The 25,299-nt window shown below is 51.8% G+C and carries 23 protein-coding genes; 17 read left to right on the top strand and 6 right to left on the bottom strand.

Annotation, left to right across the window (positions count from 1 at the left end):
* The first annotated feature begins 24 nt into the window (after positions 1–24).
* From dnaB to HQ37_RS07690, 13 genes are all read left to right on the top strand, one after another.
* On the top strand, positions 25–1,551 hold the full coding sequence (gene dnaB / locus HQ37_RS07750; RefSeq protein WP_081951820.1) for a replicative DNA helicase: 1,527 nt from the start codon (positions 25–27) through the stop codon (positions 1,549–1,551).
* A 50-nt stretch (positions 1,552–1,601) separates the two neighbouring features.
* Positions 1,602–2,774, top strand: coding sequence for a Xaa-Pro peptidase family protein (locus tag HQ37_RS07745; RefSeq protein WP_036882147.1), 1,173 nt, complete (start codon positions 1,602–1,604; stop codon positions 2,772–2,774).
* A 10-nt stretch (positions 2,775–2,784) separates the two neighbouring features.
* Positions 2,785–3,246: a pantetheine-phosphate adenylyltransferase gene (gene coaD, locus HQ37_RS07740; RefSeq protein ID WP_036882144.1), complete on the top strand. Its 462-nt coding sequence runs from the start codon at positions 2,785–2,787 to the stop codon at positions 3,244–3,246.
* A 40-nt stretch (positions 3,247–3,286) separates the two neighbouring features.
* Positions 3,287–3,706, top strand: coding sequence for a 6-carboxytetrahydropterin synthase (locus HQ37_RS07735; RefSeq protein ID WP_036882141.1), 420 nt, complete (start codon positions 3,287–3,289; stop codon positions 3,704–3,706).
* A gap of 527 nt (positions 3,707–4,233) precedes the next feature.
* The gene (locus HQ37_RS07730; RefSeq protein WP_036882138.1) at positions 4,234–5,139 is read left to right on the top strand and encodes a diaminopimelate dehydrogenase; all 906 of its coding nucleotides are present in this window, start codon (positions 4,234–4,236) and stop codon (positions 5,137–5,139) included.
* Positions 5,140–5,185: 46 nt separating this feature from the next.
* Positions 5,186–6,046 (top strand): prolipoprotein diacylglyceryl transferase, encoded by an 861-nt coding sequence (gene lgt, locus HQ37_RS07725; protein WP_036882135.1) that lies wholly within the window; start codon positions 5,186–5,188, stop codon positions 6,044–6,046.
* 14 nt (positions 6,047–6,060) lie between these two features.
* Positions 6,061–7,272 carry an FprA family A-type flavoprotein gene (locus HQ37_RS07720; RefSeq protein WP_036882132.1) on the top strand — a complete coding sequence of 404 codons (1,212 nt, stop codon included), beginning with the start codon at positions 6,061–6,063 and terminating at the stop codon, positions 7,270–7,272.
* A gap of 34 nt (positions 7,273–7,306) precedes the next feature.
* Positions 7,307–8,098, top strand: a complete 792-nt coding sequence (gene nagB, locus HQ37_RS07715) for a glucosamine-6-phosphate deaminase (protein ID WP_036882129.1) — start codon at positions 7,307–7,309, stop codon at positions 8,096–8,098.
* A gap of 115 nt (positions 8,099–8,213) precedes the next feature.
* Positions 8,214–9,131, top strand: coding sequence for an aspartate carbamoyltransferase (gene pyrB / locus HQ37_RS07710; RefSeq protein WP_152566824.1), 918 nt, complete (start codon positions 8,214–8,216; stop codon positions 9,129–9,131).
* Between the two features lie 20 nt (positions 9,132–9,151).
* Positions 9,152–9,616 carry an aspartate carbamoyltransferase regulatory subunit gene (locus tag HQ37_RS07705; RefSeq protein WP_036882118.1) on the top strand — a complete coding sequence of 155 codons (465 nt, stop codon included), beginning with the start codon at positions 9,152–9,154 and terminating at the stop codon, positions 9,614–9,616.
* Positions 9,613–10,212: a flavin reductase family protein gene (locus tag HQ37_RS07700; protein ID WP_036882116.1), complete on the top strand. Its 600-nt coding sequence runs from the start codon at positions 9,613–9,615 to the stop codon at positions 10,210–10,212. Before HQ37_RS07705 ends, HQ37_RS07700 begins: the two co-directional genes overlap by 4 nt.
* A gap of 56 nt (positions 10,213–10,268) precedes the next feature.
* Positions 10,269–10,862, top strand: coding sequence for a LemA family protein (locus HQ37_RS07695; RefSeq protein ID WP_036882115.1), 594 nt, complete (start codon positions 10,269–10,271; stop codon positions 10,860–10,862).
* Positions 10,863–10,879: 17 nt separating this feature from the next.
* A complete protein-coding gene (locus HQ37_RS07690) occupies positions 10,880–12,178 on the top strand; it encodes a YgcG family protein (RefSeq protein ID WP_081951819.1) in 1,299 nt (432 codons plus the stop codon).
* 442 nt (positions 12,179–12,620) lie between these two features.
* Here HQ37_RS07690 and HQ37_RS07685 read toward each other — a convergent pair whose 3' ends face one another.
* On the bottom strand, positions 12,621–13,085 hold the full coding sequence (locus HQ37_RS07685) for a helix-turn-helix domain-containing protein (RefSeq protein WP_036882107.1): 465 nt from the start codon (positions 13,083–13,085) through the stop codon (positions 12,621–12,623).
* 810 nt (positions 13,086–13,895) lie between these two features.
* On the opposite strand from HQ37_RS07685, the gene HQ37_RS07680 reads away from it, so the two are divergent.
* Positions 13,896–16,406, top strand: a complete 2,511-nt coding sequence (locus HQ37_RS07680) for a ribonucleoside-diphosphate reductase subunit alpha (protein WP_036882104.1) — start codon at positions 13,896–13,898, stop codon at positions 16,404–16,406.
* Positions 16,407–16,457: 51 nt separating this feature from the next.
* Entirely contained in the window at positions 16,458–17,501 is a 1,044-nt protein-coding gene (locus HQ37_RS07675) for a ribonucleotide-diphosphate reductase subunit beta (protein WP_036882103.1), read from the top strand.
* A gap of 85 nt (positions 17,502–17,586) precedes the next feature.
* Here the strand turns inward: HQ37_RS07675 and HQ37_RS07670 are convergent, their stop codons facing one another.
* From HQ37_RS07670 to HQ37_RS07660, 3 genes are all read right to left on the bottom strand, one after another.
* On the bottom strand, positions 17,587–18,498 hold the full coding sequence (locus HQ37_RS07670) for a dihydroorotate dehydrogenase (protein WP_036882102.1): 912 nt from the start codon (positions 18,496–18,498) through the stop codon (positions 17,587–17,589).
* Positions 18,492–19,286 (bottom strand): dihydroorotate dehydrogenase electron transfer subunit, encoded by a 795-nt coding sequence (locus HQ37_RS07665; protein ID WP_036882099.1) that lies wholly within the window; start codon positions 19,284–19,286, stop codon positions 18,492–18,494. The genes HQ37_RS07670 and HQ37_RS07665 overlap by 7 nt, the downstream gene beginning before the upstream one ends.
* 96 nt (positions 19,287–19,382) lie before the next feature.
* Positions 19,383–20,729, bottom strand: a complete 1,347-nt coding sequence (locus tag HQ37_RS07660) for an MATE family efflux transporter (protein ID WP_052080863.1) — start codon at positions 20,727–20,729, stop codon at positions 19,383–19,385.
* A gap of 493 nt (positions 20,730–21,222) precedes the next feature.
* On the opposite strand from HQ37_RS07660, the gene HQ37_RS07655 reads away from it, so the two are divergent.
* Together HQ37_RS07655 and HQ37_RS08130 are read left to right on the top strand one after the other, a co-directional pair.
* Complete coding sequence (locus HQ37_RS07655) at positions 21,223–22,377, top strand: iron-containing alcohol dehydrogenase (protein ID WP_036882095.1); 1,155 nt, start codon at positions 21,223–21,225, stop codon at positions 22,375–22,377.
* Positions 22,368–23,171 carry a type II CAAX endopeptidase family protein gene (locus tag HQ37_RS08130; protein ID WP_052080862.1) on the top strand — a complete coding sequence of 268 codons (804 nt, stop codon included), beginning with the start codon at positions 22,368–22,370 and terminating at the stop codon, positions 23,169–23,171. Before HQ37_RS07655 ends, HQ37_RS08130 begins: the two co-directional genes overlap by 10 nt.
* Before the next feature lie 8 nt (positions 23,172–23,179).
* On the opposite strand, the gene HQ37_RS07645 is transcribed toward HQ37_RS08130, so the two are convergent.
* Positions 23,180–23,884 (bottom strand): porin family protein, encoded by a 705-nt coding sequence (locus tag HQ37_RS07645; protein WP_081951818.1) that lies wholly within the window; start codon positions 23,882–23,884, stop codon positions 23,180–23,182.
* On the bottom strand, positions 23,881–25,170 hold the full coding sequence (locus HQ37_RS07640; protein WP_052080860.1) for a LysM peptidoglycan-binding domain-containing protein: 1,290 nt from the start codon (positions 25,168–25,170) through the stop codon (positions 23,881–23,883). The genes HQ37_RS07645 and HQ37_RS07640 overlap by 4 nt, the downstream gene beginning before the upstream one ends.
* Positions 25,171–25,299 lie beyond the last annotated feature (129 nt).

Here is a 25,299-nt window from a genome sequence, read left to right as displayed (position 1 = left end):
ACTCTCTCCCACTAAGAAAACAATATGACTGCAAACCAGCCCAAGCGTCCTCAGCGCAAAGCACCAGCTCGGGTATCGGTAGTGGAGAACCTGGATGGGCGTAAGCCCCCCCAGGTTCCCGACTTTGAGGAGATTGTCCTCGGGGCCATCCTTTTGGAGAAGGATGCTTTTGCCCGTGTGGGAGAGCTACTCTCGCCCGAGGCATTCTATGTCAAGGCGCATGAGATCATCTTCACGGCTATGTCTACGCTGGCGATGAACCAGCACCCTATAGACTTCCTCACCGTAACCGAAGAGCTACGTCGTACAGGGCATTTGGAGGAGGTAGGAGGAGAGTCCTATATCACAGGCTTGACCTTCAAAGTCCTCTCCACCTCGAGCCTTGAATATCATGCCTCGATCATTCAGAAGAAAGCTCTGAGTCGGCGACTCATCGGTTTCTCCTCTGAGGTTCTCAACGACGCTTTTGAAGACCAAGAGGATGTCGAGGAACAGATGCAGCGAGCCGAAGGGAAGCTCTTCGAGATAGCTCAGAAGAAGAACTCTAAAGACTTCTCCCCGATCAAGCTCTTGACCAGGGAGATCCTAAGCGATATTCAGAATGCAGCCAACGAGGGCACTGGTATCAGTGGTGTCCCCTCTGGCTTCGGCGAGATCGACCGCATGACCTCGGGCTGGCAAAGCTCAGACCTCATCATCATCGCTGCCCGTCCAGCCATGGGTAAGACGGCCTTTGTGGTCTCCATGGCAAAGAATATGGCAGTGGACCTGAATATCCCAGTGGCCCTCTTCAACCTAGAAATGAGTGATGTGCAGCTCGGGAAACGCTTCGTTAGCAACGTGGCCGAGATCCCTGGCGATGTGATCAAAAATGGTCAACTCAAGGATGCCGAATGGGATCGTCTCAAGAATGGTCTAGGTTTACTCGAGTCCGCCCCACTGTATATCAACGACACACCCAGCCTCTCGATATTTGAGCTGCGTACTAAGGCTCGTCGCCTAGTGCGTGAGTACGGGGTTCGGATCATCATCATCGACTATCTCCAGCTGATGAATGCCAGTGGGATGAACTATGGCAACCGTGAGCAAGAGGTGAGTATGATCTCTCGATCGCTCAAGATGCTGGCCAAAGAGCTGCGCATCCCTATCATTGCCCTCTCGCAGCTTAACCGCTCTGTCGAGACCCGCCAGGGGGATGCCAATAGTAAGCGTCCGCAGCTCTCTGATCTACGTGAGTCTGGGGCTATCGAACAGGATGCGGACATTGTCTGCTTCATCCACAGGCCAGAGTATTACAAGATCTACAACGACCCCAATACAGGTGAGGATCTTAGGGGGACGGGTGAGTTCATCATTGCCAAGCATCGCAATGGCTCGGTGGGTGATGTGCGCCTGCTCTTTAGGTCAGAGTTTGCCCGATTCTCCTCGATGACCCGACAGGATCGTAAGTCTCGCCGCTTCAACGAGGGCAAGGCTCAGGCGATAGGGCCTGCGCATGACTATTCGTCCTCGGAAGTGAACGTCCCATTTGATCCACTCAGCGGCCTCTAGAGCTATGGCTCTTCCTTGGCCTACCTTCTTCCCATAACCCTTCAAAAACTATGCAACTCTCTACCGATCTCCATCTGCGCCTCGAACGGGTTCAACTCTTGATGCAGCGTGAGGGGCTGGATGCTCTACTGCTAACCAGCAATGTCAATACCCTCTACCTCTCGGGGGTGATCTACCAAGGGCTCGTCGTCGTACCATCGGAGGGCTCGCCCAAGCTGCTCGTACGTCGCCCGCAGCACCTGCCTGAGCTCTCGCCCGACTTCGTCCCTATGCGTAAGGTCGAGCAGCTACCGGAGCTCGTCCACGAGGCCCTCTCCTGGAGGCATGTGGGTCTAGAGCTGGACGAGATGAGCCATACAGAGGCTGTACGCTTGATGGGCATCCTGCCCCAGTGTCAGTGGACGAATTGTAGCCCCATGATGCGTATGGCTCGGATGATCAAAACACCACTGGAGATCGAGACCTTCCGACAGACTACTCGCAGGCACGTTGAGGTCTACACACAGATCCCCTCGCTGTATCGGGCTGGGATGACAGACCTTGACCTACAAATAGAGGTTGAGCGGCTGATGCGTCGCCATGGTTCGATTGGGATCTTCCGTACCTATGGAGCTTCGATGGAGATCTTCATGGGTAGCCTCATCGCTGGCGACAATGCTCAGATACCCTCGCCCTATGACTTCGCCATGGGAGGAGAAGGTTGCTTAGCTCTGCCGATCGGAGCCAATGGGACGCTCCTCGAAGAGGGGCTCTCTGTCATGGTCGATATGGCTGGCAACTACAGCCCCTATATCTCTGACCTTACCCGAACCTTCTCTGTCGGACGGTTACCCGAAGAGGCTTACCGTCTGCATGAGCTCAGCTGTCAGCTGCACCGAGAGGTGATGGATCAGGCCGCCCCAGGGACTTCGTGCGCAGACCTCTACCAGGAGACATTGAGTAGGGTGCGAGAGGCTGGTGCTGAGGCCTACTTTATGGGGACGAAGCAGCAGGCTCAGTTCGTTGGTCATGGTATCGGTCTACAGATCAATGAGCTACCAGTTCTGATGGGTAGAAGTCGGGATGTGCTTGAGGTCGGGATGGTGATTGCCTATGAGCCGAAGTTCGTCCTGCCAGGCATAGGAGCTCTCGGAGTGGAGAATACCTATCTCGTTACTGAGGGTAGGGTCGAGAACCTAACCCCCATGAGCGAAGAGATTATAGACCTAACCCAAGCAAACTAGTATTCGGATTATGAGTAGAGTGGCTATGTATGCAGGCTCTTTCGACCCATTCACCCAGGGCCATGCCAATATTGTCAGTCGAGGCCTTCGCCTCTTCGATGAGATCATCATCGCTATCGGGGTCAATGAGAGCAAAAGAAGCCTCTTCACCCCCGAGCAGCGTCTCAAGCAGATACAGACTTACTACGCCTCTGACCCTAGAGTGCAGGTCTATACCTATGACGGCCTTACGGTAGACTTTGCCCTCAAACAGGGGGTCAAGGTGTTGCTCAGAGGCGTACGCAGTAGTACGGATATGGAATATGAACGTACACTGGCAGACCTTAACCGACATATTGCCGATATGGAGACCGTACTATTGCCGGCCTCGCAACGGCTAACGCATATCAGCTCGACCGTAGTGCGAGAGCTCCTGCACTTCGGGGGAGATGTAAGTGGCTTCTTGCCCGATGGCTTCAATCTAGAGCCGTAGGGAGGTCGCTCCTCTTTTATTTTTCATTTGTATTAAGCTCATGACTACTGTACAACGCTACCATGACATCAGCATGGGGCATCGTGTCGTTGGACACGAAAATAAGTGTCGACACCTGCACGGACACAACTATCGCATTCACTTCACCTGCACGGCAGAGCAGCTCGATGCCCTGGGGCGAGTGATTGACTTCGGAGTGATCAAGGAGCGCCTCTGCCTATGGCTGGAGGAGCACTGGGATCATCGTATGATGCTCTGGAGCGAAGATCCTCTCCTCTCCGAGCTAAGGCGTATCGCAGCAGAGGACCTTATCGTTGTGCCCTTTAACCCCACGGCCGAGCAAATGGCAGCCTATTTGCTGCACGAGGTCGGCCCTCGGCAGCTCGTGGGTACAGGGGTTCGCCTTGTGAGCGTCTCCGTCGAGGAGACACGCAAGTGCTCTGCCGCTTGCGCCCTCTAGTGCCCTCTCTGCGGGGGCTGCTATTAGGGTAGGTGAGTGTCCCTGTGCTCGCCTGTGGGAGTATCGTGAGTCCAGGCCCAGAGCGTTGAGATATTGACCTTGAGGGTGCGATGGGATTACCTCCCCATCGCACCCTCTTCGTATCATAGAGGTATAGAGAATGGAGGGCTCGATCTTAGCCCTAATGAATTCTTATTTTTATCTGAATAACAGCGACTTATAAATATTCCCTCGGTCTGCGCAACCGATCCCCGATAGGAATGCTGTTGAGATCCTATCTAGACCTCGAACGAGCTCCTACTTATACCTCGAGTGAAGTCCTACTTGAGTCTCCACAACGACCTCGATAGGCTCTCTACTGCTCTTCCTGGGTAGGCTCAATTGCAGAGGAAGTAGCTTCGCAGCATAAGTCCAATTTTTTGCCCTTGATTATCCCGAGCGGCCTAGCCAAAGTATTATTGCTATCTTTGTAGCACTATGCCTCTCGAGAGGCCATTCGCCCTGCGAATACGGACTTTAATTATTGTATGACAGAAAATAAAATCATCAGAGCAGCCGTTGTCGGCTATGGCAATATCGGTCGCTATGCAGTAGCGGCCCTCGAGGCAGCCCCTGACTTCGAGATTGCAGGCATCGTACGACGCAATCCCCAAGACATCCCGAATGAAATTAGATCTTACCCCGTGGTAGGCAGCATTGACGAGCTGGAGCGAGTTGATGTGGCCTTGCTCTGCACACCTACACGCCTCGTCGAGCAGACGGCCCTTGAAATCCTCTCTCGTGGTATCGCCACCGTGGACAGCTTCGATATCCATGGGGGTATAATAGATCTTAGGGCCAACCTCTCGGCAGCAGCTCGGGTACACAATACAGTGGCGGTCATCGCCTCCGGCTGGGATCCAGGCAGCGACTCTATGGTTCGTGCTCTAATGGAGGCCATTGTCCCCAAGGGGATTACCTATACCAACTTTGGCCCTGGGATGAGCATGGGGCATACCGTCGCAGTCAAGGCTGTCGCTGGCGTGCGCAAAGCTCTCTCGATGACTATCCCTACGGGTACGGGCATTCATCGCCGTATGGTGTATGTGGAGCTGGAGGATGGTTATAACGCCGATGCTGTCGCTCGGGCCATCAAAGAGGATGACTACTTCGTCCATGACGAGACGCATGTTCGCTTCGTGGAGGATGTAGATGCCCTGACGGATATGGGGCATGGGGTGAATATGGTGCGCAAGGGGATCTCAGGCGTAACCCACAATCAACTCCTGGAGTTTAACATGAAGATCAATAACCCCGCCCTGACAGCGCAGATCCTCGTTTGCGTGGCCCGTGCAAGCAAGCGACTGAACCCAGGCTGCTACACCATGCTCGAGATCCCTGTCATCGACTTGCTACCGGGCGCAAGGGAGGGGTGGATCGCTAAGCTCTGCTAGACTTAGAAATAAAACAAATACTTCGACTGAACTAACGAACCTGATCATGCTACCTCATTACATCAATTGGGATGTAGATCCTGTACTCTTCGAGATCTTCTCTCGAGAGATACGTTGGTATGCCCTGCTCTTTGCCGCTGGCTTGCTCTTCCTCGGCCCTATGATCGAGGCCCGTATATGGAAGCGAGAGGACCTCAAGCCTGAGTGGCTGGACTCGCTCTTCATTTACATCTTTGTGGGCACTATAGTAGGGGCTAGACTAGGGCACGTCCTCTTCTATGATCCTCTGTATTACCTGGCCAATCCGATCAAGATCCTTTTCACCTGGGAGGGTGGACTAGCGAGCCACGGAGGGACGATCGGCGTCATAGTCGCTATATGGCTCTATTCTCGGCGAGTTACCAAGCTCCCAATGCTTTGGGCAATGGATCGAGTAGCCGTACCTGTAGGCATTGTCGCAGCGATGATCCGCCTAGGTAACTTGATGAATAGTGAGGTTTTTGGCCGTCCTACGGATGTGCCCTGGGGCTTCCGCTTCGTTCGCTCGCAAGAGTACCATCAGCTAGTACCGGACTTATCTATCGGTTGCCATCCAACGCAGCTCTATGAGGCCTTGGCCTATCTGTTTGTCTTCGCTCTGTGTATGTGGCTCTACTTCGCTAGAGATGCCGCACGTCGCTATTCGGGACTCCTCGTTGGGGTCTTGCTCTCAGGGATCTTTGGTGCGAGAATATTCATTGAGAGGATCAAGGTCGTCCAAGAGCCTTGGGAGCTAGACCTAATCGATAGCATCGGGCTAAATATGGGGCAGCTACTGAGTATCCCCTTCGTTGTCCTAGGCCTGTGGCTCATCGTTCGAGCCCTGAAGAGAGCTAAGAGTACTTCCTATCAGATCAATGGAAACTAAATAATTCAACCCTTATGTATACAGTACCTCAAGTAACGGACTCCGTGTATTATGTCGGAGTTAATGATCGCAGCAAAGCCCTCTTCGAAAATATGTGGTCTCTGCCACATGGGGTGTCGTACAACTCTTATCTTGTTGTAGATGAGGTTACGACGCTGATTGATACAGTAGACGTGTGCTACTCGGATGTATTCTTTCACAAGCTAGAGCTCGTCCTGGGAGATAGACCCCTAGACTACCTAATTGTCAATCATATGGAGCCCGATCATGGTGGCTCAATTGGGCTTCTACGCAAGCGTTATCCCGATGTGAAGATCATTGGGAACAAGAAAACCTTTGATATGCTCAAGGGGTATCATGGCATTACCGATGGGTTGATCGAGGTCAAGAGCGGTGATGCTATCCGTGTGGGCAAGCATGAGTTCTCCTTTCTTCTTGCCCCTATGGTACACTGGCCAGAGGTGATGTTCACCTACGAACAGACGCAGAAGATTCTTTTCTCAGCCGATGCCTTTGGGACTTTCGGAGCTCTCAATGGGCATATATTCGATCACTCGGCAGATCTGGATCTGTATCTCGGAGAGATGTCCCGTTACTACTCTTGCATCGTCGGCAAGTATGGCAACTTCGTTCAGAAGGCCTTCGCCAACATCAAGCAGCAGGGCCTCGAGGTAGACTATGTTTGTCCTACCCATGGGGTGGTGTGGACTCCAGCCCACTTCGACAAGGCTTATGAGATCTATGACCGCCTTAGCCGCTACGAGGGCGAGGAGGGTGTGGTCGTACTCTATGGCTCCATGTATGGCAATACGGAGCAGCTCGCCGATGTCGTTGCTCAGTCGCTTGCAGCAGCTGGCGTCAAGAAGGTAGTATGCTACAATGTCAGCCACAGCGACCCCTCTGTCATCCTCAGAGACATCTTCCGCTACAAGGGCCTCATCATCGGTAGCCCCACATATTGCGGCGGCATCTTTACCCCGCTGGAGACTATCATGAATCTCGTACGTATTCGTGAGGTGAAGGGGCGTCTCTACTCGATTTTCGGCTCTTACACCTGGGCACCTGCCTCGGTCAAGAAGCTAGCACCCTTCGCAGAAGAAATGAACTGGGAACTGGTAGGTACACCCTTCGAGCTCAAAATGGCCGACCTACCTGCCGTCATGGAGCAGGCCTGGGCTATCGGTCAAGAGATGGCCGCCAAGGTACTAGCCAAGGATATAAGCTAAGCTATTTATCAACCATCATTATATCTCTTTTCACATGAGACTTATCATTCAACCCGACTATCAGAAGCTCTCCCAATGGGCTGCCGACTATGTCGTATCGAAGATCAATGCCGCAGCTCCTACGGCGGATAAACCCTTTGTCCTAGGCTTGCCTACGGGCTCTTCCCCTATGGGCATGTACAAGGCTCTGATCGAGGCCTACAAAGCCTCTCGCGTCTCCTTTGAGCACGTCGTAACCTTCAATATGGATGAATATATCGGCCTACCCCAAGATCATCCTCAGAGCTACCATACCTTCATGTGGACGAACTTCTTTAGCCACATCAATATCAGGCCCGAGAACGTTCATATCCTCGACGGCAATGCAGCTGACCCCGAGGCCGAGTGTGCTGCCTACGAGGCTGCAATGAGGGCTATGGGGGGCATAGACCTCTTCCTTGGAGGTATCGGCCCTGATGGGCACATCGCCTTCAATGAACCAGGCTCTTCGCTGACCTCTCGTACCCGCATCAAGACCTTGACAACGGACACCATTATTGCTAATAGCCGCTTCTTCGAGGGCGATGTCAATAAGGTTCCCAAGACCGCTCTTACTGTGGGCGTTGGTACAGTAATGGATGCCAAGGAGGTGCTGATCCTAGTCAATGGCCATGGCAAGGCTAGAGCCCTACACCATGCTGTAGAGGGTTCGATCAATCAGATGTGGACGATCTCTGCCCTGCAGATGCATCCCAAGGGGATTATCGTCTGTGATGAAGCAGCTTGCCTAGAGCTCAAGGTTGGCACATACAACTACTTCAAAGACATTGAGAAGGACAACCTCTAGGCCTCATCCTTTGATCTCAAACAAAGCAAGAGGAGCGAATGCAGTCGGAGTACAGCCGAGGGCATTCGCTTCTCTTTGCTTATATTTGTAAGCAAACTCTATCGCATCATCTCCTATCACTATGAAGCATTTAGTCTCTATCAATGAGCTGAGCCCAAAGGATATCCTCCGCATCCTAGACAGGGCAGAGCTCTTCGAGCAAGACCCCAATCGAGATCTGCTCCGGGGGCGGGTCGTTGCCACGCTCTTCTTCGAGCCATCTACACGCACTCGCTTAAGTTTTGAGACAGCAGTCAATAGGCTAGGGGGGCGGATTATCGGCTTCTCCGATGCTGCGACCTCTAGCTCCTCCAAGGGGGAAACCCTCAAGGACACTATCTCCATGGTCGGGGGCTACGCCGATCTCATCATTATGCGACACTATCTCGAAGGGGCGGCTCGCTATGCCTCAGAGGTTAGCCGTGTACCGATCGTCAATGCAGGGGATGGAGCCAATCAGCACCCTTCACAAACGCTGCTCGACCTTTACTCCATCCGCAAGACCCAGGGAACGCTCTATGACAGGACTATCGTCCTGGTCGGAGATCTAAAGTATGGTCGCACAGTGCATTCGCTCCTGGTAGGGATGTCGCACTTCCGCCCTCGCTTCATCTTCGTCGCTCCCGATGAGCTGCGGATGCCTCAAGAGTACTTGGACTTCTGCCGTAACCATGGGATTCCTTACGAGGAGACACGAGCCTTCGACCGAGAAGTTATTGACCGAGCAGATATCCTCTACATGACTCGTGTGCAGCGAGAGCGATTTGTCGATCTCGAAGAGTATGAGAGGGTCAAGAATATCTACGAACTGACCAACGACATGCTCTCCACCAGCAGAGACAATTTGAGGGTGCTACATCCACTACCTCGAGTAGGAGAGATCGCTCAGGACGTGGACGATAACCCTAAGGCTTACTTCATACAGCAGGCCCGAAACGGTCTCTATACGCGCCAGTCTATCATCTGCGAAGTATTAGGCCTCGAGGTTCACTAAAGACAATACGCATTGCCTCTATGAATAAGAAAAAGATGCTGGTCGAGGCCATCTGTGATGGTACAGTACTCGATCATATCCCATCGGATAAGCTCTTCAAGATCGTTTCTCTCCTACAGTTGGAGCAGATCCAGAGCCCCATTACCATTGCCAACAACTTAGAGAGTGGCCGTTGTAAGCAGAAGGGCATCATCAAAATCAACGACCGCTTCTTCTCAGAGAACGAGCTCAATCGGATTGCAATCCTAGCCCCCAACGTCCGACACAACGTCATACGTGGCTACAAGGTTGTGGAGAAGCGCAACCTGAGCCTCCCCGATGAAGTCGTAGGACTAGTGCGTTGCCCCAATGCCAAGTGTATTACGAATGCAGAGCCGATGGCCACCCGCTTCACCGTAGAAGCTCATACCGAGGGTGGAGCTCCTATCCTAGAGTGTCGCTATTGTAGTCGTAAGGTTCTCGGCGAACAAGTGGAGTTACTATGAGAGCCGATTGGAAGCCTGGAACGCTGATCTACCCCCTGCCTGCGATACTCGTCAGCTGTGGCAGAGTGGGGGAGGAGGTTAACCTCTTCACAGCCTCGTGGGTCGGGACGATCTGCACCAATCCTCCTATGTGCTATGTGAGTATCCGTCCCGAGCGACACTCCTATGGCTTAATCAAGGAGCAGATGGAGTTTGCCCTCAACCTCACAACCCGAGCGATGGCACATGCGACGGACTGGTGCGGGGTAGTCTCGGGGCGCAAATATGACAAGTTCGCCGAGACAGGCCTGACCATAGAGCGAGGGAAGTGTATCGAGGCCCCTCTAGTGCTGGAGAGCCCTATTAGCCTCGAGTGTCGGGTGAAGCAGATCATCCCCCTCGGCAGCCACGACATGTTCATCGCTGAGGTCGTGAATGTGCGGGCTGATGAAGCCTACCTAGATCCTGAGACTGGGGCTTTTGATATGGCTCGAGCGGATCTTCTAAGTTATGCCCATGGGGAGTACTTCTCACTCGGAGACTATCTCGGCCACTTCGGCTGGTCGGTGAAGAAAGACAGAACTAAGAGGCGAAAGCCTCGAAGCCTAGCTCGCTAAACCAGCGAAGTTGGGGAATTGATATAATTGAAGAATAAACTTAAAACAAGAAGACAATGAAGAAGAATTTTGTGTGGATTGCAATCCTGATTGGCTTGATCGTGCTCGTTGTAATGGGTTTTAGCAGCTACAATGGCCTTGTGGAGAAGGAGGAGGGTGTGAGCACAGCCTGGAGCCAAGTTGAGAACCAATATCAGCGTCGTGCAGACCTCATCCCCAACCTCGTCTCCACGGTCAAGGGCTATGCAGCCCATGAACAGGAGACGCTGCAGAGCGTGATCGAGGCCCGTAGCAAGGCAACGAGCACGACGATCAATGCAGATCAGATGGACGAGGCGGCTCTAGCCCGCTTCCAGCAGAGCCAAGACGCCCTCTCCTCTGCCCTTTCTCGCCTCATGATCGTGGTGGAGAAGTACCCAGATCTCAAGGCTAATGAGAACTTCCGTGATCTACAAAATCAGCTCGAGGGCACAGAGAATCGTATCACAGTTGCCCGCCAAGACTTCAACAATGTAGCCAAGGCTTATAACACGAGTATCCGTAAGTTCCCCACCAGCATCGTAGCTGCCATTGCGGGCTTTGAGAAGCGTCCTTACTTCTCTGCTCAGGAGGGTAGCGAGGTTGCTCCTCAGGTAGACTTCGGCAAGTAATCTCTCTTGTTTCCCCGATGAGTATAAGACGAATATTGATGGGGCATGCTAGATATCTGCTGCTCGTATGCCTAGTGCTACTAGCCTCCAGTACCCTCTGGGCACAACGAAGCTATCGGGTCGATGAGGTGCCCAATGTACAGCTCCTCGACTCTACTCGGCGTGTCTCTGACCCTGAAGGCATTGTGCAGGACATAGGCCTCGCGAAGTTAGATGCAGCTCTCTCGAGATTCAAGATCAACTATGGTGTGGAGGTGGCTGTCGTGCTGTTGCCCTCTATTGGAGAGCGAGATATTGAAGGCTTTGCTGTCGAGCTGTTTCGTCACTGGGGACTGGGGGATAAGAAGCTCAATAATGGCCTCCTCATCCTCTACGTTGCAGACCAACGCCGCATCCGTAGCGAGGTCGGCTATGGCCTTGAGGGTGTGCTCACGGATGGCCGTATGGGGCGCATCCAAAGGACGGTGATGATCCCACACTTTAGAGAGGGAAGGATGGGGCTAGGTCTCTTGGCTGGTCTAGATGAGATCGAGCAGCTCATACAGAATGAAGGCTTACGCCCCTCTGAGGGGCATCTGTCGGGTATGGATGTCTTGCAGGGGAATATGGTCCTCTACTTCTTCCTCCTCGTAACGGGGATCCTTTTCTTTGGGCTACTGATCTCTCTAGAGTACGAAGTCAATGCCATAGACAAGCCCTCTCAGGCCAGAGCCCGATGGGAGAAGTTGTACAGCAGCTATAGACTTTCACTCGTATTATTTCTCCTGTTGGGCGTTGCGCCTGGGGTACTCATTTGGCTTTGGGGTAGGGTGCGGTTGCCTAGAGTGCGTCGTATGCTAACACACTGTGATCTCTGTGGAGCAGAGGGTATGGAGCGTAAGACCGACTTCCTAGAGTCCTATCTCAGCCCAGTGCAACGCACGGAGCAGGCGATTGGCTCTCGGGCTTACTCGATCTATCATTGCTCGAACTGCAATGAGGTCGAGTTGCACGCTCAGACGGTCGCAGGGTCTTCATTCGTTGAGTGTCCGGTCTGCCATGGGCGTACAATGCAGGCCACCCGTCAGCAACGTATTCGCCTCTCGGGTAAGCCTTATATTCGTACCTACCTGCACTGCCTACATTGTCAGCATGATGATCATGCCGATCGCCGAGATAGTGATTCGGCAGAGAATGCAGCTGCCGCAGGAGTCCTGCTGGGTACGCTGATCAGTATTGCCGGCTCGGGCTCTCGTCGCCATGGCGGAGGTGGCTGGGGAGGCGGTAGCTGGGGAGGAGGATCGAGCGGCGGTGGCGGCGCAACCAGTAGCTGGTAATTCATTAGACAGCCAATAAACAACTGGGGCTAAGGGGAAGCAAACTCCTCTTAGCCCCAGTTGTTTTGAGACCCTCGTCCGTGGGGGAACTATCGATTGAGGTGCGATCCTATAGGCATCCCAGCATGGTACTCAGAAGAAGCTCCTCTGAGGCCTCAATAGGATCGTCGTAGAGGCTCAGATAGGATCTCGATCGAAGTCCTAATAGGATCGCAGGTGAGATCCTACTTATACCTCCACAGAGGCTTCGATAGGGGCTCAATCGATGGGCCGAGAGGCGCACTGTAGTGATCCTTATATGTCCTCAATCGAGCTCTTATTATTTTCGTTAATGATGATTATGTTTAATTTATGATGCGAAGTAATAGAGAAGGCGAACGGAGGGTTCGATCTGGACCATGGACCGAAACCTACGAAAAAGCCACACAGCCCCCTTCGATGGCTAAGGCTTAGAACTCTCGAGACTGAAGGTGGCGAAGCTACTGTCGGTATAGAAGACCGTGATATGTGAGATCTCTTTGGGTCTACTGGCTTCGATTTGCTCCTTAAGACGACCGATCTCTTCGGCTTGCCCGATGAGTACCTCTCTGAGCCGATCGTCTTGTCCATGACTGGAGAATAGATCACTGGACTGAGCCCCCTCGCTTGAGGCCAGTGATGCTCTATTAGAGAGCCCCTCATCCCTAATCCCAAATAGCAGATAGGTCGGGCTCATTAGGTCGCTCCACTTATCGATGATCTTATTGATATTGTCCACGCTGGGTAAGATCTTGCCATTATTGATTTGTGAGAGCGTAGAGGCTGGGATCTCAGTCTTTGCACTAAAATCCTTTGCCGTCATGCCACTCATATCCTGGAGCTCTCTGATACGCTTAGAGATCTCTGCTAGATTGATAAAATCTGCCATTTTCCCTTCGATATTTAGTATTCTGTATTTCGAATACAAATGTACCTCAAATTATTCTCAATCCAAATTTAGGAATTAGATATTCTGAATTTTAAATATCAAAATCCTATCATTCGCAAAGGTATCTACCCTTCGATTACCTCCCTATAGAATAGTCTATTACTGGATATATATCATATAAATCATTGGTTTATAGTTAGTAATGGCATACACTAAGCATTCTTTGATGGGAATATTGCTTCAGTAAGCCCTTTACCTTAGAGTTATACTATAGAATAGTGGTTACAAGATATTGATTTTCAGTTGATATTCTTTTTACAATAGGAGTTCCCCTACTCTATGCTTCTAGATATAGAAGGTGTATTCCTATAAATGAATTTCACTTGGTAGATTTCAAAATTGGCAATACAACTTCACGTGAATCCTATTTTAGAATTAAATTTAGTTCGTTTATTTATGATTTTCGATTTTATATTTCAAATACTGGGCCACCCAAATTCGACAGATTTGCCCTCTATTCGAAAAAATGATCTCTAGCTCCTCCTGCCCTTTGAGGCCTCTAAACAGGCAGCAATGAGCCAAGACTATTGTCATTGTCTATATAAAGAATAGACAATAGCTATTCAGCCTATCTAGAGTACTAAATGGTTATCCTGCTGATCATAGATGGTCTCTAGGGCTGCGCCGATGAGAAAGTCGTCCTTGATCTCGAGACAAAGATTTGCTAACTTTGGCTGCCCTAGAGACTGGATAGGTCTTGATTTACTGGCAAGAATTTAAGCATCACAATACATACACAGACCCGACCCAATGAAGATTATCAAGCGAGACAAAGCGGTAGAGGACTTTGAGCTTTCTAAGATCTCCAACGCCATAAGACGTGCCTTCCAGGCCACAGGCGAGCGTATGCCTGAGAAAGAGATCCAAAAAATCTGTAAGAAGATAGAAGTAGAAGCTGCCGAGAGAGGCGGAGAAATCGAAGTCGAAACTATACAAGACCTCGTCGAGCAGGCTCTAATGGCCGCAGGATACTTCACCGTGGCCAAGGCCTATATATTGTATCGTCAGAAGAGAAGCGAATACCGCCAGATTATCAATAAATTTTGCTTGACAATCACCGATCCTGGTATCATTCGTCTACTCAAGGATATTCAGGCATCTTTCGGCGACAAACGCTACTCCCTCGACTTCCTATATACTAAGTATCAAGCCTTCTACAAGGAGCAGGCCGATACACTTGAGATCTTGACCAAGGCTGCAGTCGAGCTGATTACCCCCGAAGCTCCCGACTGGGAGTTCATAGCCTCTCGGCTGCTCCTTATGCAGGTCAATCGAGCAATCTCGAGCCAGGAGGATAAGCTATATATTGAGGGTTTCTACGGCAAGATCGCCTATCTGACCAACGAGGGCCTCTATGGTCGCTACATTATGGAGCACTACCATCGGGCCGAGATCGAGGAGCTGGGACGCTACCTCGACGAGTCTCGCAACCACCTGCTCACCTACAGCAGCCTACAGCTGATCTCCAAGCGTTACCTCATCACCGACAACAGCCATACCCTGCTGGAGCGTCCTCAAGAGATGTTTATGGGGATTGCCATGCACCTAGCCATGCCCGAGGGTGAAAACAAGGTATTCTGGGCTAAGAAGATCTACGACACGCTCAGCCGCCTGCAGGTTACCATGGCAACGCCCACGATGAGCAATGCCCGCAAGCCACTCAGCCAGCTCAGTAGCTGCTTCGAGGACGTTATGCCGGACAGCTTGACCGGTATATACCGTACGATCGACAACTTTGCTCAGGTCTCGAAGTTTGGCGGAGGGATGGGTATCTATATGGGCAAGGTCAGGGCCGTGGGCTCCGACATCAGAGGCTTCAAGGGCGTAGCTGGAGGTATCCTCAAGTGGATCAAGCTGTGCAACGATACTGCTATTGCCGTCGATCAGCTGGGTGTGCGTCAGGGCTCAGTGGCCATCTATGTAGACATTTGGCACAGGGATATGCCTGAGTTCCTTCAGATACGAACCAACAATGGGGATGACCGTATGAAGGCGCATGACGTCTTCCCCGGGGTATGTGTGCCAGACCTCTTTTGGCGCATGGTACAGACCGATATTGACGGTACTTGGTACATGATGTGCCCTCATGAGATCCAAAGCATCAAGGGTTATTGCCTGGAGGATTATTACGGAGAGGAGTGGGAGCGTCGCTACCAGGACTGTCTCAATGAGCATCGCATTGCCAAGCGTCCCATTAAGGTCAAGGAGATGGTTCGCCTCATCATCAAGAGTGCAGTTGAGACTGGCACGCCCTTCATCTTCAATCGAGATACGGTCAATCGCCTCAATCCGAATAAACACCAGGGTGTTATCTACTGCTCTAACCTCTGCACTGAGATCGCACAGAACCAAAGCGAGATCAAGGAGCGCAAGATCTCCGTTCGCACAGAGGGTGGCAGAGAGATCATTACGACAGAGACAGAGGCTGGGGACTTCGTTGTCTGCAACCTCGCCTCTCTCGTGTTGGGCAATATCAAGGTGGATGACCGGGAGGAGCTCCGTAGCGTGATCCACACGATCGTACGTGCACTGGACAATGTGATCGACCTCAACTTCTATCCTATTCCCTATGCAGAGATCACCAATATGAAGATGCGCCCCATAGGTCTCGGCACCAGTGGTTACCACCATCTATTGGCTCAGAAGGGGATCAAGTGGGAGAGCAATGAGCACCTCGAGTACATGGACAAGCTGTACGAACAGATCAATTACCATGCGATCGAGGCCTCCTCGCTCCTGGCTGAGGAGAAGGGGCAATACCTGCGCTTCCCGGGCAGCGATTGGGAGACTGGGGCGTACTTCCAGCTCAGAGGCTACGAGTCCCCAGAGTGGAAGCGTTTGGCCTCTGACGTAGCCCGCAGAGGGATGCGCAATGCCTATCTGCTGGCCATTGCCCCTACCAGCTCTACCTCCATCATTGCAGGCACGACAGCCGGGATTGACCCCGTTATGAACCGCTACTTCCTCGAGGAGAAGAAGGGCAGCATCGTCCCACGAGTAGCACCACAGCTCTCAGACGACACCTTTTGGCTATACAAGACTGCCCATCAGATCGACCAAGATTGGGTCATCGATGCGGCGGGCATTCGCCAGAGGCATATCGACCAGTCTCAGTCTGTTAATCTCTTCATCACCCACGACTATAGCTTCCGGAAGTTGCTCGATCTCTATCTTCGTGCTTGGGAACATGGGGTTAAGACCCTATACTACGTGCGCAGCCGATCGCTTGAGGTCGAAGAATGTGAAAACTGCTCGGCTTAGTCCTAGCAACAATTTGTCAACATTATTTATCTATCATAATCCCTCCCTAATATGTCAACCCTAAAGAAGAAAGCCCTATTCAACGAACATGGAGATGTCGATGTTACGAAGAGACGCATGATCAATGGCAATACTACTAATCTCAATGACTTCAATAACATGAAGTACTCTTGGGTAGCAAACTGGTATCGCCAAGCGATGAATAACTTCTGGATTCCAGAGGAAATCAACATGAGCCAAGACGTTAAGGACTACCGAGAACTCTCAGAAAAAGAGAAGATTGCCTATGACAAGATCCTCTCCTTCCTCATCTTCCTAGACAGTATCCAAACGGCGAACTTACCCAATGTTGGAGAGTATATCACTGCTAATGAAATCAACCTCTGCTTGACGATACAGGCTTTCCAAGAGGCGGTACATTCGCAGAGTTATAGCTATATGCTTGACTCGATTTGCTCACCCGAGGAGCGCACCTCTATCCTCTACCAGTGGAAGGATGATGAGCATCTGCTCAAGAGAAACAAGTTCATCGGAGATATCTACAATGAGTTTCAGGAGCACAAAAAACCTGAGCAGCTACTCAAAACGATGGTGGCAAACTATATTCTCGAGGGCGTGTACTTCTACTCGGGCTTCATGTTCTTCTATAATCTTGGTCGCAACGGCAAGATGCCAGGCTCTGTGCAGGAGATCCGCTATATCAATAGAGACGAGAATACGCACCTTTGGCTCTTCCGCTCTATGATCCTAGAGCTGAAGAAGGAAGAGCCTCAGCTCTTCACCCCCGAGGCCATCGAGACTTTCAGAGAAATGATCCGAGAAGGGGCACTACAGGAGATCGAATGGGGTAAGTATGTCATCGGTGAGGATATTGAAGGGCTAACCTCCCAGATGGTTAGCGACTATATCATGTATTTGGCTAATCAGCGCAGCGAAAACCTAGGCTTCGGGGTGCTCTTCGAGGGTTACGAGCAGGAGCCAGCCAGCATGAATTGGGTTTCTCAGTACAGTAATGCCAATCTCATCAAGACAGACTTCTTCGAGGCCAAGCCCAGTGCCTACTCCAAAAGCGGTGCCATTGAAGACGACCTCTAAGCCTCCATGCCACTTAACAATCAGAGAAGCCCCCAAGCACAATAAGGCTTGGGGGCTTCCTTTTCAGTATAGAGAGGGGCTATCCTCAGATTTGCAGTGATCCTACAAGTTCGGAGAGATCCCTTACTCCATGACGCTGCATATAGTCCTCAATGCCCTCTATGACCTTGATCGTGGCCTTAGGATCAACGAAGTTGTAAGTACCGAGCTGTACTGCCGAAGCTCCTGCCAGGAGGAACTCTATGGCATCGCTAGCACTGCAAATCCCTCCAAGACCGATGATGGGGAGGCTAACCGCCCTAGAGGTCTGCCAAACCATTCTTAGGGCAATAGGCTTGACCGCAGGGCCTGAGAGGCCGCCTGTAACGGTCGAGAGTATAGGGCGACGCTTTTCGGCATCGATGGCCATCCCCAGGAGGGTATTGATCATCGAGAGGGCATCTGCCCCCGCAGCCTCCACAGCACGAGCGATTTCGGTGATATCCGTTACATTGGGCGATAGCTTGACGATGAGCGTCTTGTCATAAACTTTTCGCACAGCTCTGACAACGGCCTCAGCCCCTGGGCAGGTAACACCAAAGGCCATCCCACCCTCTTTGACATTGGGACAGGAGATGTTGAGCTCTATGGCTGGGATCTTCTCTAAGCTATTGATCATCTCTGCCGTCGCTACATAATCCTCTATGGTCGATCCGCTCACATTGACGATCATAGCTGTATCAATATCCTTGATCTCGGGATATATGTGCTCACAGAAGTAGTGTACCCCCTTATTTTGCAACCCAACAGCATTCAATATCCCCGCTGGGGTCTCGGCCATACGCGGATAAGGGTTACCTTGTCGTGGATGCAGGGTAGTCCCCTTGACGACAACCCCCCCTAGCCTACTGAGGTCTACGAAGTCTTGGTATTCAATCCCATAGCCATAAGTCCCCGAAGCCGTAAGGACGGGGTTCTTGAGCTCGAGCCCTGCGATGTTGATCTTAGTGTTTACCATTTGAGCTGCTTAGCATTAAAGACTGGACCCTCTGTACACACGCACACGTTGCCCTGCTCGTGAAGGTCCTCAACGCAGCAGAGGCAAGCTCCAATCCCACAGGCCATTGTATTCTCCAGCGAGACCTCGCACTCGATCCCTCTCTCGGCGGCAAGGCGGGCCACAGCCATCATCATCGGCTTAGGGCCACACGTATAGATGCGCTCATGGGTGCTTTGGCTCAAGATCTCGTGATCCACCACAAGTCCCTTGAGGCCCATCGAACCGTCATCAGTCGTGAGATGAACCGCACCATAGCGATCAAATTCGTCCAGCAGGGCCAAATGGGCATGGCTACGCCCTCCGAGCAGGATATCGGGCCGAATACCCTCTTGGGCGAACTGCTTAGCCAAATAAAGCATCGGGGCAATGCCTACCCCTCCGCCAACAAGCAATGGTCGTTGCACGCCCTCAAGAGAGAAGCTATTGCCTAGAGGGAGCATAATATCCAGCTCATCGCCTAGACGCATCTCACTAAGCGATTGAGTTCCCAAGCCGACCTTAGCCACCAAGAGCCAAAGCTCTCCATCCTCAACATTGCACACCGATATTGGACGACGTAGGAGTACCCCCTGATGCGGCACTTTGATCTCAACGAATTGCCCTGGGAGCATGAGGGGCATTTCTGTGGATATAGGAGGGATGCAGCGCAGCAGATAATTATTACTGCCGAGGTGTGCAAGGCTTGTGAGCTTGAAGTTTAAGACCTGTTTTTTGCTCCTAGGTCTAGGGTTTAATGGATGAGTCATTACTCGTGATTCTGTGATCCTACAATGTGGAGGGTGAGATGGATTTGCCTGCAAAGATACTACATATTCATTCGGCTAGGGAGGCAATTCAATGCTCTAATCACTTTCGATGATCCGATGGATGAGTCTGCGCCCCCAAAAGGCAGAGAGGAGCGAGCGGACGAGCAGGTAGACTACAAAAGCCAGCCACAGAGCATCGAGCCCCAACAGCGAGCGAAGAGACCAATAGAGAGCAAAGAAAGCCAACCAGGCAGCGAATACTGCCTGAGTCATTGGGCGACTTGTCGTTGCCCCTACGAAGATGCCATCCCACAGAAAAGCTCCGAAGGAGGCCAAGGGGATGACAAGCACCCACAGCCGATACTGCTGTGCCAGGACAATGACCTCTGCCTTGTCGCTCAGGAGATATAATAGATCCTCCGAGAATAGGAAGAAGATGAGAGACATCATCGGAGCCATGATCCAGCCGATAGAGAAGAGTTTGCGAAGCATTTGTCTCAGGCGTCCCCAGTCCATTGCCCCGATATAGCGGCCCGAGAGGGCTTCGCCAGCATAGGCAAAGCCATCCATGAAGTAGGCAAAGATCGTGAAGAACTGCATCAACAGAGCATTAGCCCCCACAGCCACTGTACCATAATGGCTGCCTGCATGGATGAAATAGAGCGAGATCGAGCCGAGCATGAGGGTGCGCAGGAGCAGATACTTGGCTATGTGTACATAAGAGAAGAATTCGCCTAGAGAAAAGAAGTCTCGCCAGTGCCACTCCTCGAAGTAAATCTTATAGCGCACGAGAGCCACGACAGCTAGAATGATCACGGCAAAGTATTGGGCCACGACTGTTCCCCAGGCAATGCCCTCGACACCCATCCCCCATTTCCATGCGAGGGCAAAGGAGAGGGCAATATTGAGTATATTGCTCAATATCGTCGTGATCATCGGAACGACAGTGTTTTGAATGCCGACAAACCAACCATTGAGCACATAGAGCAAGAGGGCCGCCGGCGCACCTAGGTAGGCAATGCGCAGATAGGCAATGGCTTCGGGGGAGAGCTCCTCGGCCCCTTCGCTCAGGAAGCGAGAGAATTCGTAGAAGAGTGGACGCATCAGGATGATGACCAAGGCCCCGACGATGGAGATCGACACGCCCACACAGAGCTGGCGAGAGATCGCCCTCCGATCCCCTCGGCCATAGGCTTGGGCAGTAAAGCCCGTAGTAGTCATACGCAAGAAGCCCCAAAGCCAGTAACTAAAGTTCGCCACCATGGAGGCTAGGGCAACCGCCCCGAGGGCCTCGACCTGAGGCATTCGCCCTGCAATGGCCGTGTCTGCGAGCGACAGCAGGGGGACGCTGATGTTAGATATAATATTGGGCAGAGCCAAGGCGAGGATGACCCAGCCAATGCGCTCCCGCCAATGCGAAGAGATGCTCTCTTTTTGCTTCATAATGCTTAATGAATAAGCCTCTCAACACTCGAGAAGGCGGGTACAAAGATACGACGAGAGGGGCGCAGAACAAGCATACTTATAAATCGCTAAAACATAGAAGGATAATACAGAGTTCGAAGATGATTTAATTTTCGTATATACAAAAATATATTTTCGCATATACGAAAATTAATCTGCGCATATATGAAAATAAGAATGTGCATATAGATCTATTCTACAATGTACGTACTCGTCTAAATTTTCGTACGTACGAAAATATTTTTTTGTACGTACGCAGATAAATTTTCATACGTACAAAAATTTCGCTCCTTGACCACGACCATTAACAAGGATGGCCGCAGAGGGGCCCGTCGGACATAACAGCAGAGGGCAAGGATAGGCTCGGGAGATAATCTTATCTTTGCGCTGAAGGAGGAAACCAATCGAGTAGGCCTCACTCCGAGTGCCCAAAGAGCACGTTCCCCATCCCAACGAAACAACAGCAAAGACTATGCAAAACTTTAAGTTCAAAAATCCGACCGAACTCATCTTCGGTCAAGGTATGATCGCCGAGCTTCCCAAGCGACTCCCCAAGGGGGGGAAGATACTCATGACCTGTGGCGGAGGAAGCATCCGTCGCAATGGTGTCTACGATGCCGTCCGAGCTCAACTCGAGGGCTACGAGGTCGTCGAATTTTGGGGAATAGAACCCAACCCCAGCGTACAAACCCTGAGCAAGGCCATCGAGCTGGGTAAGCGCGAGGCAGTGAGCTTCGTCCTGGCCGTAGGTGGTGGGTCAGTCATCGACGGCAGCAAGCTCATCGCCCATGCGATTGTCTCGGAGAGAGATCCTTGGCAGTTGGTGTGTCGGGGAAGGGATCGATCCGTCGTGAGCCTTCCGCTGGGGACTGTGCTCACCATCCCCGCTACAGGATCGGAGATGAACAGAGGGGCCGTGATCTCCAATACCGATACGCAGGAGAAGTACCCCTTCTCAGGTGATTATCCCCTCTTCTCCATTCTTGATCCCACCTTTACTTATTCGCTGCCTCGTTATCAACTCTCTTGTGGTATTGCAGATAGCTTTGTTCATGTGATTGAGCAGTATCTGGCTGGCTCAGACGAAAGCCCTTTGATGGATCGTTGGGCAGAGGGGATCTTGCTCACCCTCATCGAACAAGCTCCACAAATCCTGGCGGAGGAACATGACTACGATGCTCGAGCCAACTTCATGCTCTGCGCCACGATGGCTCTCAATGGATTCATCTGCATGGGGGTTAGTCAAGACTGGGCTACACACCGCATCGGGCACGAATTGACGGCCCTGACAGGTTTAACGCATGGGCATACGCTCGTCATCCTGTTGCCTGCGCTGCTGCGTACCGTGGGCAAGAAGGCCAAGCGAGACAAGCTCCTGCACTACGCCTCCCGTATATGGGCCATCGACGAGAGGTTAGACTCAGAGGAGCGCATCGAGCTGGCTATTGATCGGACGGAAGAGTTCTTCCGCAGCCTCGGGCTCGAGACCAAGCTCAGCGAGCTGGGCATTGCTCCCGAGATCTGTCAGAAAATCGTAGACCGCTTTGCCTCTCGAGGCTCTCTACTCGGCGAGCATGAGGATATTGATCACGAGGCGATTGCCCAAATATTTGCCCTATGCTACTGAGCAGGGAATGGCTTAACCTAGATCCACTACCCGAGCATTCCGATCTCGTGGTAGTACCACCCTCTAAGGGCGGAGGCTATCGGGACTTGATCCGCCTGGGTGTCGGTGCAGCTGTCGGCTTTCTTCTACTGATCGGCTGGATGACTATTCGTCAGCTGACAGAGGGAGGGCAAGAGCCTTCGGGGCAAGAGATGATCATCCTAGTAGGTCTACAGCTTGTACTCATATTTGGTCTTCCGACGCTATTGGCTCGTAATGGGCGAGCAACTCTAGTGGGACTACTCCGCCCACTTCCTCCCAGGCAGTGGCGAGGCTATAGCTGGCCTTGGCTCATTTTGATCTTGCTGGGTATCGGATTGGGATTATCGTTTGTTTTGTCAGAGCTGAGCAGCTCTATCATTCAAGCCCTCTCGCTCGAGGGGATCTTCTCCCTCGAAGATATTGTTGCCCAGCAGGTTGAGGAGATGCTTCTAGGGGCAGATGCAGGGACGATAGTTCTAGCCTTATTCTCCTTATGCATCGCCCCTGGTGTGTGCGAAGAGCTTTTCTTCCGTGGCGTCGTAGATAGGGCATTGCAGCAAGAGATGCCACAACGCCCCTGGTTAAGTCTATGGCTTAGTTCAGCTATTTTCAGCTTATTGCACTTCTCAGCAGTCGGATTTCTCTCTCGTATGGCACTCGGCGGGCTACTCGCCTACACCTACCGAAAGACCAATCGCATCTATATGCCGATGCTCCTGCATGCCCTCAACAACCTGATCGCTCTACTTTGGGTCTTTGTCCCTTTCGATTAAGGAGCTTATCACCATCCAATCAAATACTGTACCCCTAGGCCAAAGTGCATCTGGGTCGATGTTCCGTAGGGATCTACCCTCTTATTTGACCAAATATCGCTCAGGCTATGGAGAAAGCGTCCCTCGATTTCGAGGCGATGCTTTCCCCCAAGCTCTAGACTAATACCAGGACCTCCACCTAGACCCCAAATAAACCGATTTTGTATTGGGAGGGCGTGTCTCTGCTGTGCCCTAGGGGTGTGCTCTGTTCCCTGCTTGCTGCGAGAGAGGCTTTCATCGCCAATGATCCAGGAGACATAAGGACCAGCATTAATATAGAAGCGCATTGCCCCACTCTTGAGATAGAGATGAGTGAACAGTGGGAGCTCGATGCTTCGGATTAGGCGTTCGTAGCCAAGCTTCGGATCATCAAAACGCTCTCTCCAACCAGCCTGCTTGTAATTGAGCTCAATCTGCAACGAAGCCCCTCGCTCGACATCGACACGAGAGATCAGCCCCCAGTTATAGCCCTGCATCTGCGTCTGAGGGACAGAAGGCACGAAGACAAATTTACTCCATTGGACTGCCCCCCTTATACCCGTCCACAGCCTTGGGGCGAAGGGCTCGGGGGGGGACACTTTCCCATCTTCGATCTCGACCTGAGCCCTTAGGCTACCGATGGTGAGGCTACACACGAGGAAAACACCCAGCATTCTAAGACTACCTCTCATCATAGAGCCTCTCGATGAATATTCCCATTGCGATCGTAGCGCACGAAGTAGAAGCGTTGGTTATAATATCCCCCTGCATGCCCCGAAGAGCTTAGTACAAGGTCGCTCTGCAGACCATCTGAAGGCAACAACCAGCTCTCCTTCATAAAGCCCTGTCCTAGGGCGGCATAGGAGCGAATGAAGTAGCGAGCTAGGTCATAGCCTAGGACAGCCATCTTGGGATACGAAGCTCCAATCTTTTTGTTGAACCAGGCATGATACTTTGTCAAGAAATCTGTGGCATCGCTCTGATAGGGGTCAAAGAAGAAGCTGGCATAGATCGTTGTCCCATACTTGTGCATTTGTTTCGTCACTTCATCCCCATAAGATTGCCACTGAGGGTAGCCAAAGAGTGTGCAGGCATCATTCGGATCCAATTGGGCTAGGAGCTGCTGCAGGAGAGGCTTCGAAGGGGATACGGGCACAACGACTGTGTTTCGCCCTAGAACACCTAGATACTGAGAGGTAATATTGACCACTCGATAGCGAATACCTGCCTTACCCAATGCGACCTTGAGGTGATGAGCGAACGGATCATCCCCATCCTCTGTACGACGCACGAAGCAGACCTCCATGGACTTATACTTGCGGATAAAGGTATCGGCTGCTCGGGCGATGAGGGCCGAGGCAGGAGGATTGATCTGAATGACTCTATCTCCAGCTTGATCTAGCGAAGCGTAGCGATGGAAAGGGATCACATAGTGCCCATAACCCCTGGAGCGGACAATGCGCTCGATCTGATACTCGTTGACCCCTCCGAAGACTAGATCTAGACCCGTGAGAGAACCTCGAGCGATGAGTCTATCGAGGGTTTCATCTTGTGGAATATCATGTACGAAGAGCTCGATAGAGATCCCATTCTTCTTGAGGTCATTGATGCCCATCAAGAAGCCTTCGTAAAACTCTACATAGGTCTTCTGACTTGCCAACGGTAGCATGAGGGCTACCCGTATCTCGGGGCGGATTGCTTGTTCGGGCTCAGCTTCTTCTCGAGCAGGGTAGGTTGGATGGGCTTCTTGAATGGGTCTAGGCTGTGCTTTCTCTTTTGGGGTGAGTTCACCAGCGGAGATGATTAGGATGTCTCCTGGGTTGATCTGCTTACGAGCCCAAGGGTTAAGCGTGTAGAGCTGATCTAGGGGGACGCCATAACGCTGAGCGATGCTATAGAGGGTATCCTTAGGCTTGACCTCATGCACCTGACGAGTGGGCTGGGTTTGCTGCCCGAGGAGGTGGACAGGGGATAAAAGCATCGCAAGGCATAAGGTAAGGGCTTTCCCCAATAGTTGTATTCTCATCATCGGAGTTCTATGTACTTATATGGATCACAATCATCGACAAAGGTAACATTATATATGTATATTTGCGCTGATCTAGGCAAG

It is taken from the genome of Porphyromonas sp. COT-239 OH1446, from assembly GCF_000768875.1.
Lineage (GTDB): Bacteria > Bacteroidota > Bacteroidia > Bacteroidales > Porphyromonadaceae > Porphyromonas.
The sequence above is the reverse complement of the archived record's forward strand: the minus strand, read 5'-3'. Positions and strand labels throughout refer to the sequence as shown.

What these genes read in the sequence shown, in the direction of transcription:
- HQ37_RS07690 (WP_081951819.1), top strand. Translation starts at nt 10,880, where the DNA reads ATGAGTATAAGACGAATATTGATGGGGCATGCTAGATATCTGCTGCTC.
- HQ37_RS07655 (WP_036882095.1), top strand. Translation starts at nt 21,223, where the DNA reads ATGCAAAACTTTAAGTTCAAAAATCCGACCGAACTCATCTTCGGTCAA.
- HQ37_RS07730 (WP_036882138.1), top strand. Translation starts at nt 4,234, where the DNA reads ATGACAGAAAATAAAATCATCAGAGCAGCCGTTGTCGGCTATGGCAAT.
- dnaB (WP_081951820.1), top strand. Translation starts at nt 25, where the DNA reads ATGACTGCAAACCAGCCCAAGCGTCCTCAGCGCAAAGCACCAGCTCGG.
- HQ37_RS07745 (WP_036882147.1), top strand. Translation starts at nt 1,602, where the DNA reads ATGCAACTCTCTACCGATCTCCATCTGCGCCTCGAACGGGTTCAACTC.
- HQ37_RS07660 (WP_052080863.1), bottom strand. Translation starts at nt 20,729, where the DNA reads ATGAAGCAAAAAGAGAGCATCTCTTCGCATTGGCGGGAGCGCATTGGC.
- HQ37_RS07680 (WP_036882104.1), top strand. Translation starts at nt 13,896, where the DNA reads ATGAAGATTATCAAGCGAGACAAAGCGGTAGAGGACTTTGAGCTTTCT.
- HQ37_RS08130 (WP_052080862.1), top strand. Translation starts at nt 22,368, where the DNA reads ATGCTACTGAGCAGGGAATGGCTTAACCTAGATCCACTACCCGAGCAT.
- HQ37_RS07720 (WP_036882132.1), top strand. Translation starts at nt 6,061, where the DNA reads ATGTATACAGTACCTCAAGTAACGGACTCCGTGTATTATGTCGGAGTT.
- HQ37_RS07685 (WP_036882107.1), bottom strand. Translation starts at nt 13,085, where the DNA reads ATGGCAGATTTTATCAATCTAGCAGAGATCTCTAAGCGTATCAGAGAG.
- HQ37_RS07640 (WP_052080860.1), bottom strand. Translation starts at nt 25,170, where the DNA reads ATGCTTTTATCCCCTGTCCACCTCCTCGGGCAGCAAACCCAGCCCACT.
- nagB (WP_036882129.1), top strand. Translation starts at nt 7,307, where the DNA reads ATGAGACTTATCATTCAACCCGACTATCAGAAGCTCTCCCAATGGGCT.
- HQ37_RS07645 (WP_081951818.1), bottom strand. Translation starts at nt 23,884, where the DNA reads ATGATGAGAGGTAGTCTTAGAATGCTGGGTGTTTTCCTCGTGTGTAGC.
- HQ37_RS07675 (WP_036882103.1), top strand. Translation starts at nt 16,458, where the DNA reads ATGTCAACCCTAAAGAAGAAAGCCCTATTCAACGAACATGGAGATGTC.
- HQ37_RS07695 (WP_036882115.1), top strand. Translation starts at nt 10,269, where the DNA reads ATGAAGAAGAATTTTGTGTGGATTGCAATCCTGATTGGCTTGATCGTG.
- HQ37_RS07665 (WP_036882099.1), bottom strand. Translation starts at nt 19,286, where the DNA reads ATGACTCATCCATTAAACCCTAGACCTAGGAGCAAAAAACAGGTCTTA.
- HQ37_RS07670 (WP_036882102.1), bottom strand. Translation starts at nt 18,498, where the DNA reads ATGGTAAACACTAAGATCAACATCGCAGGGCTCGAGCTCAAGAACCCC.
- HQ37_RS07700 (WP_036882116.1), top strand. Translation starts at nt 9,613, where the DNA reads ATGAGAGCCGATTGGAAGCCTGGAACGCTGATCTACCCCCTGCCTGCG.
- HQ37_RS07705 (WP_036882118.1), top strand. Translation starts at nt 9,152, where the DNA reads ATGAATAAGAAAAAGATGCTGGTCGAGGCCATCTGTGATGGTACAGTA.
- lgt (WP_036882135.1), top strand. Translation starts at nt 5,186, where the DNA reads ATGCTACCTCATTACATCAATTGGGATGTAGATCCTGTACTCTTCGAG.
- coaD (WP_036882144.1), top strand. Translation starts at nt 2,785, where the DNA reads ATGAGTAGAGTGGCTATGTATGCAGGCTCTTTCGACCCATTCACCCAG.
- HQ37_RS07735 (WP_036882141.1), top strand. Translation starts at nt 3,287, where the DNA reads ATGACTACTGTACAACGCTACCATGACATCAGCATGGGGCATCGTGTC.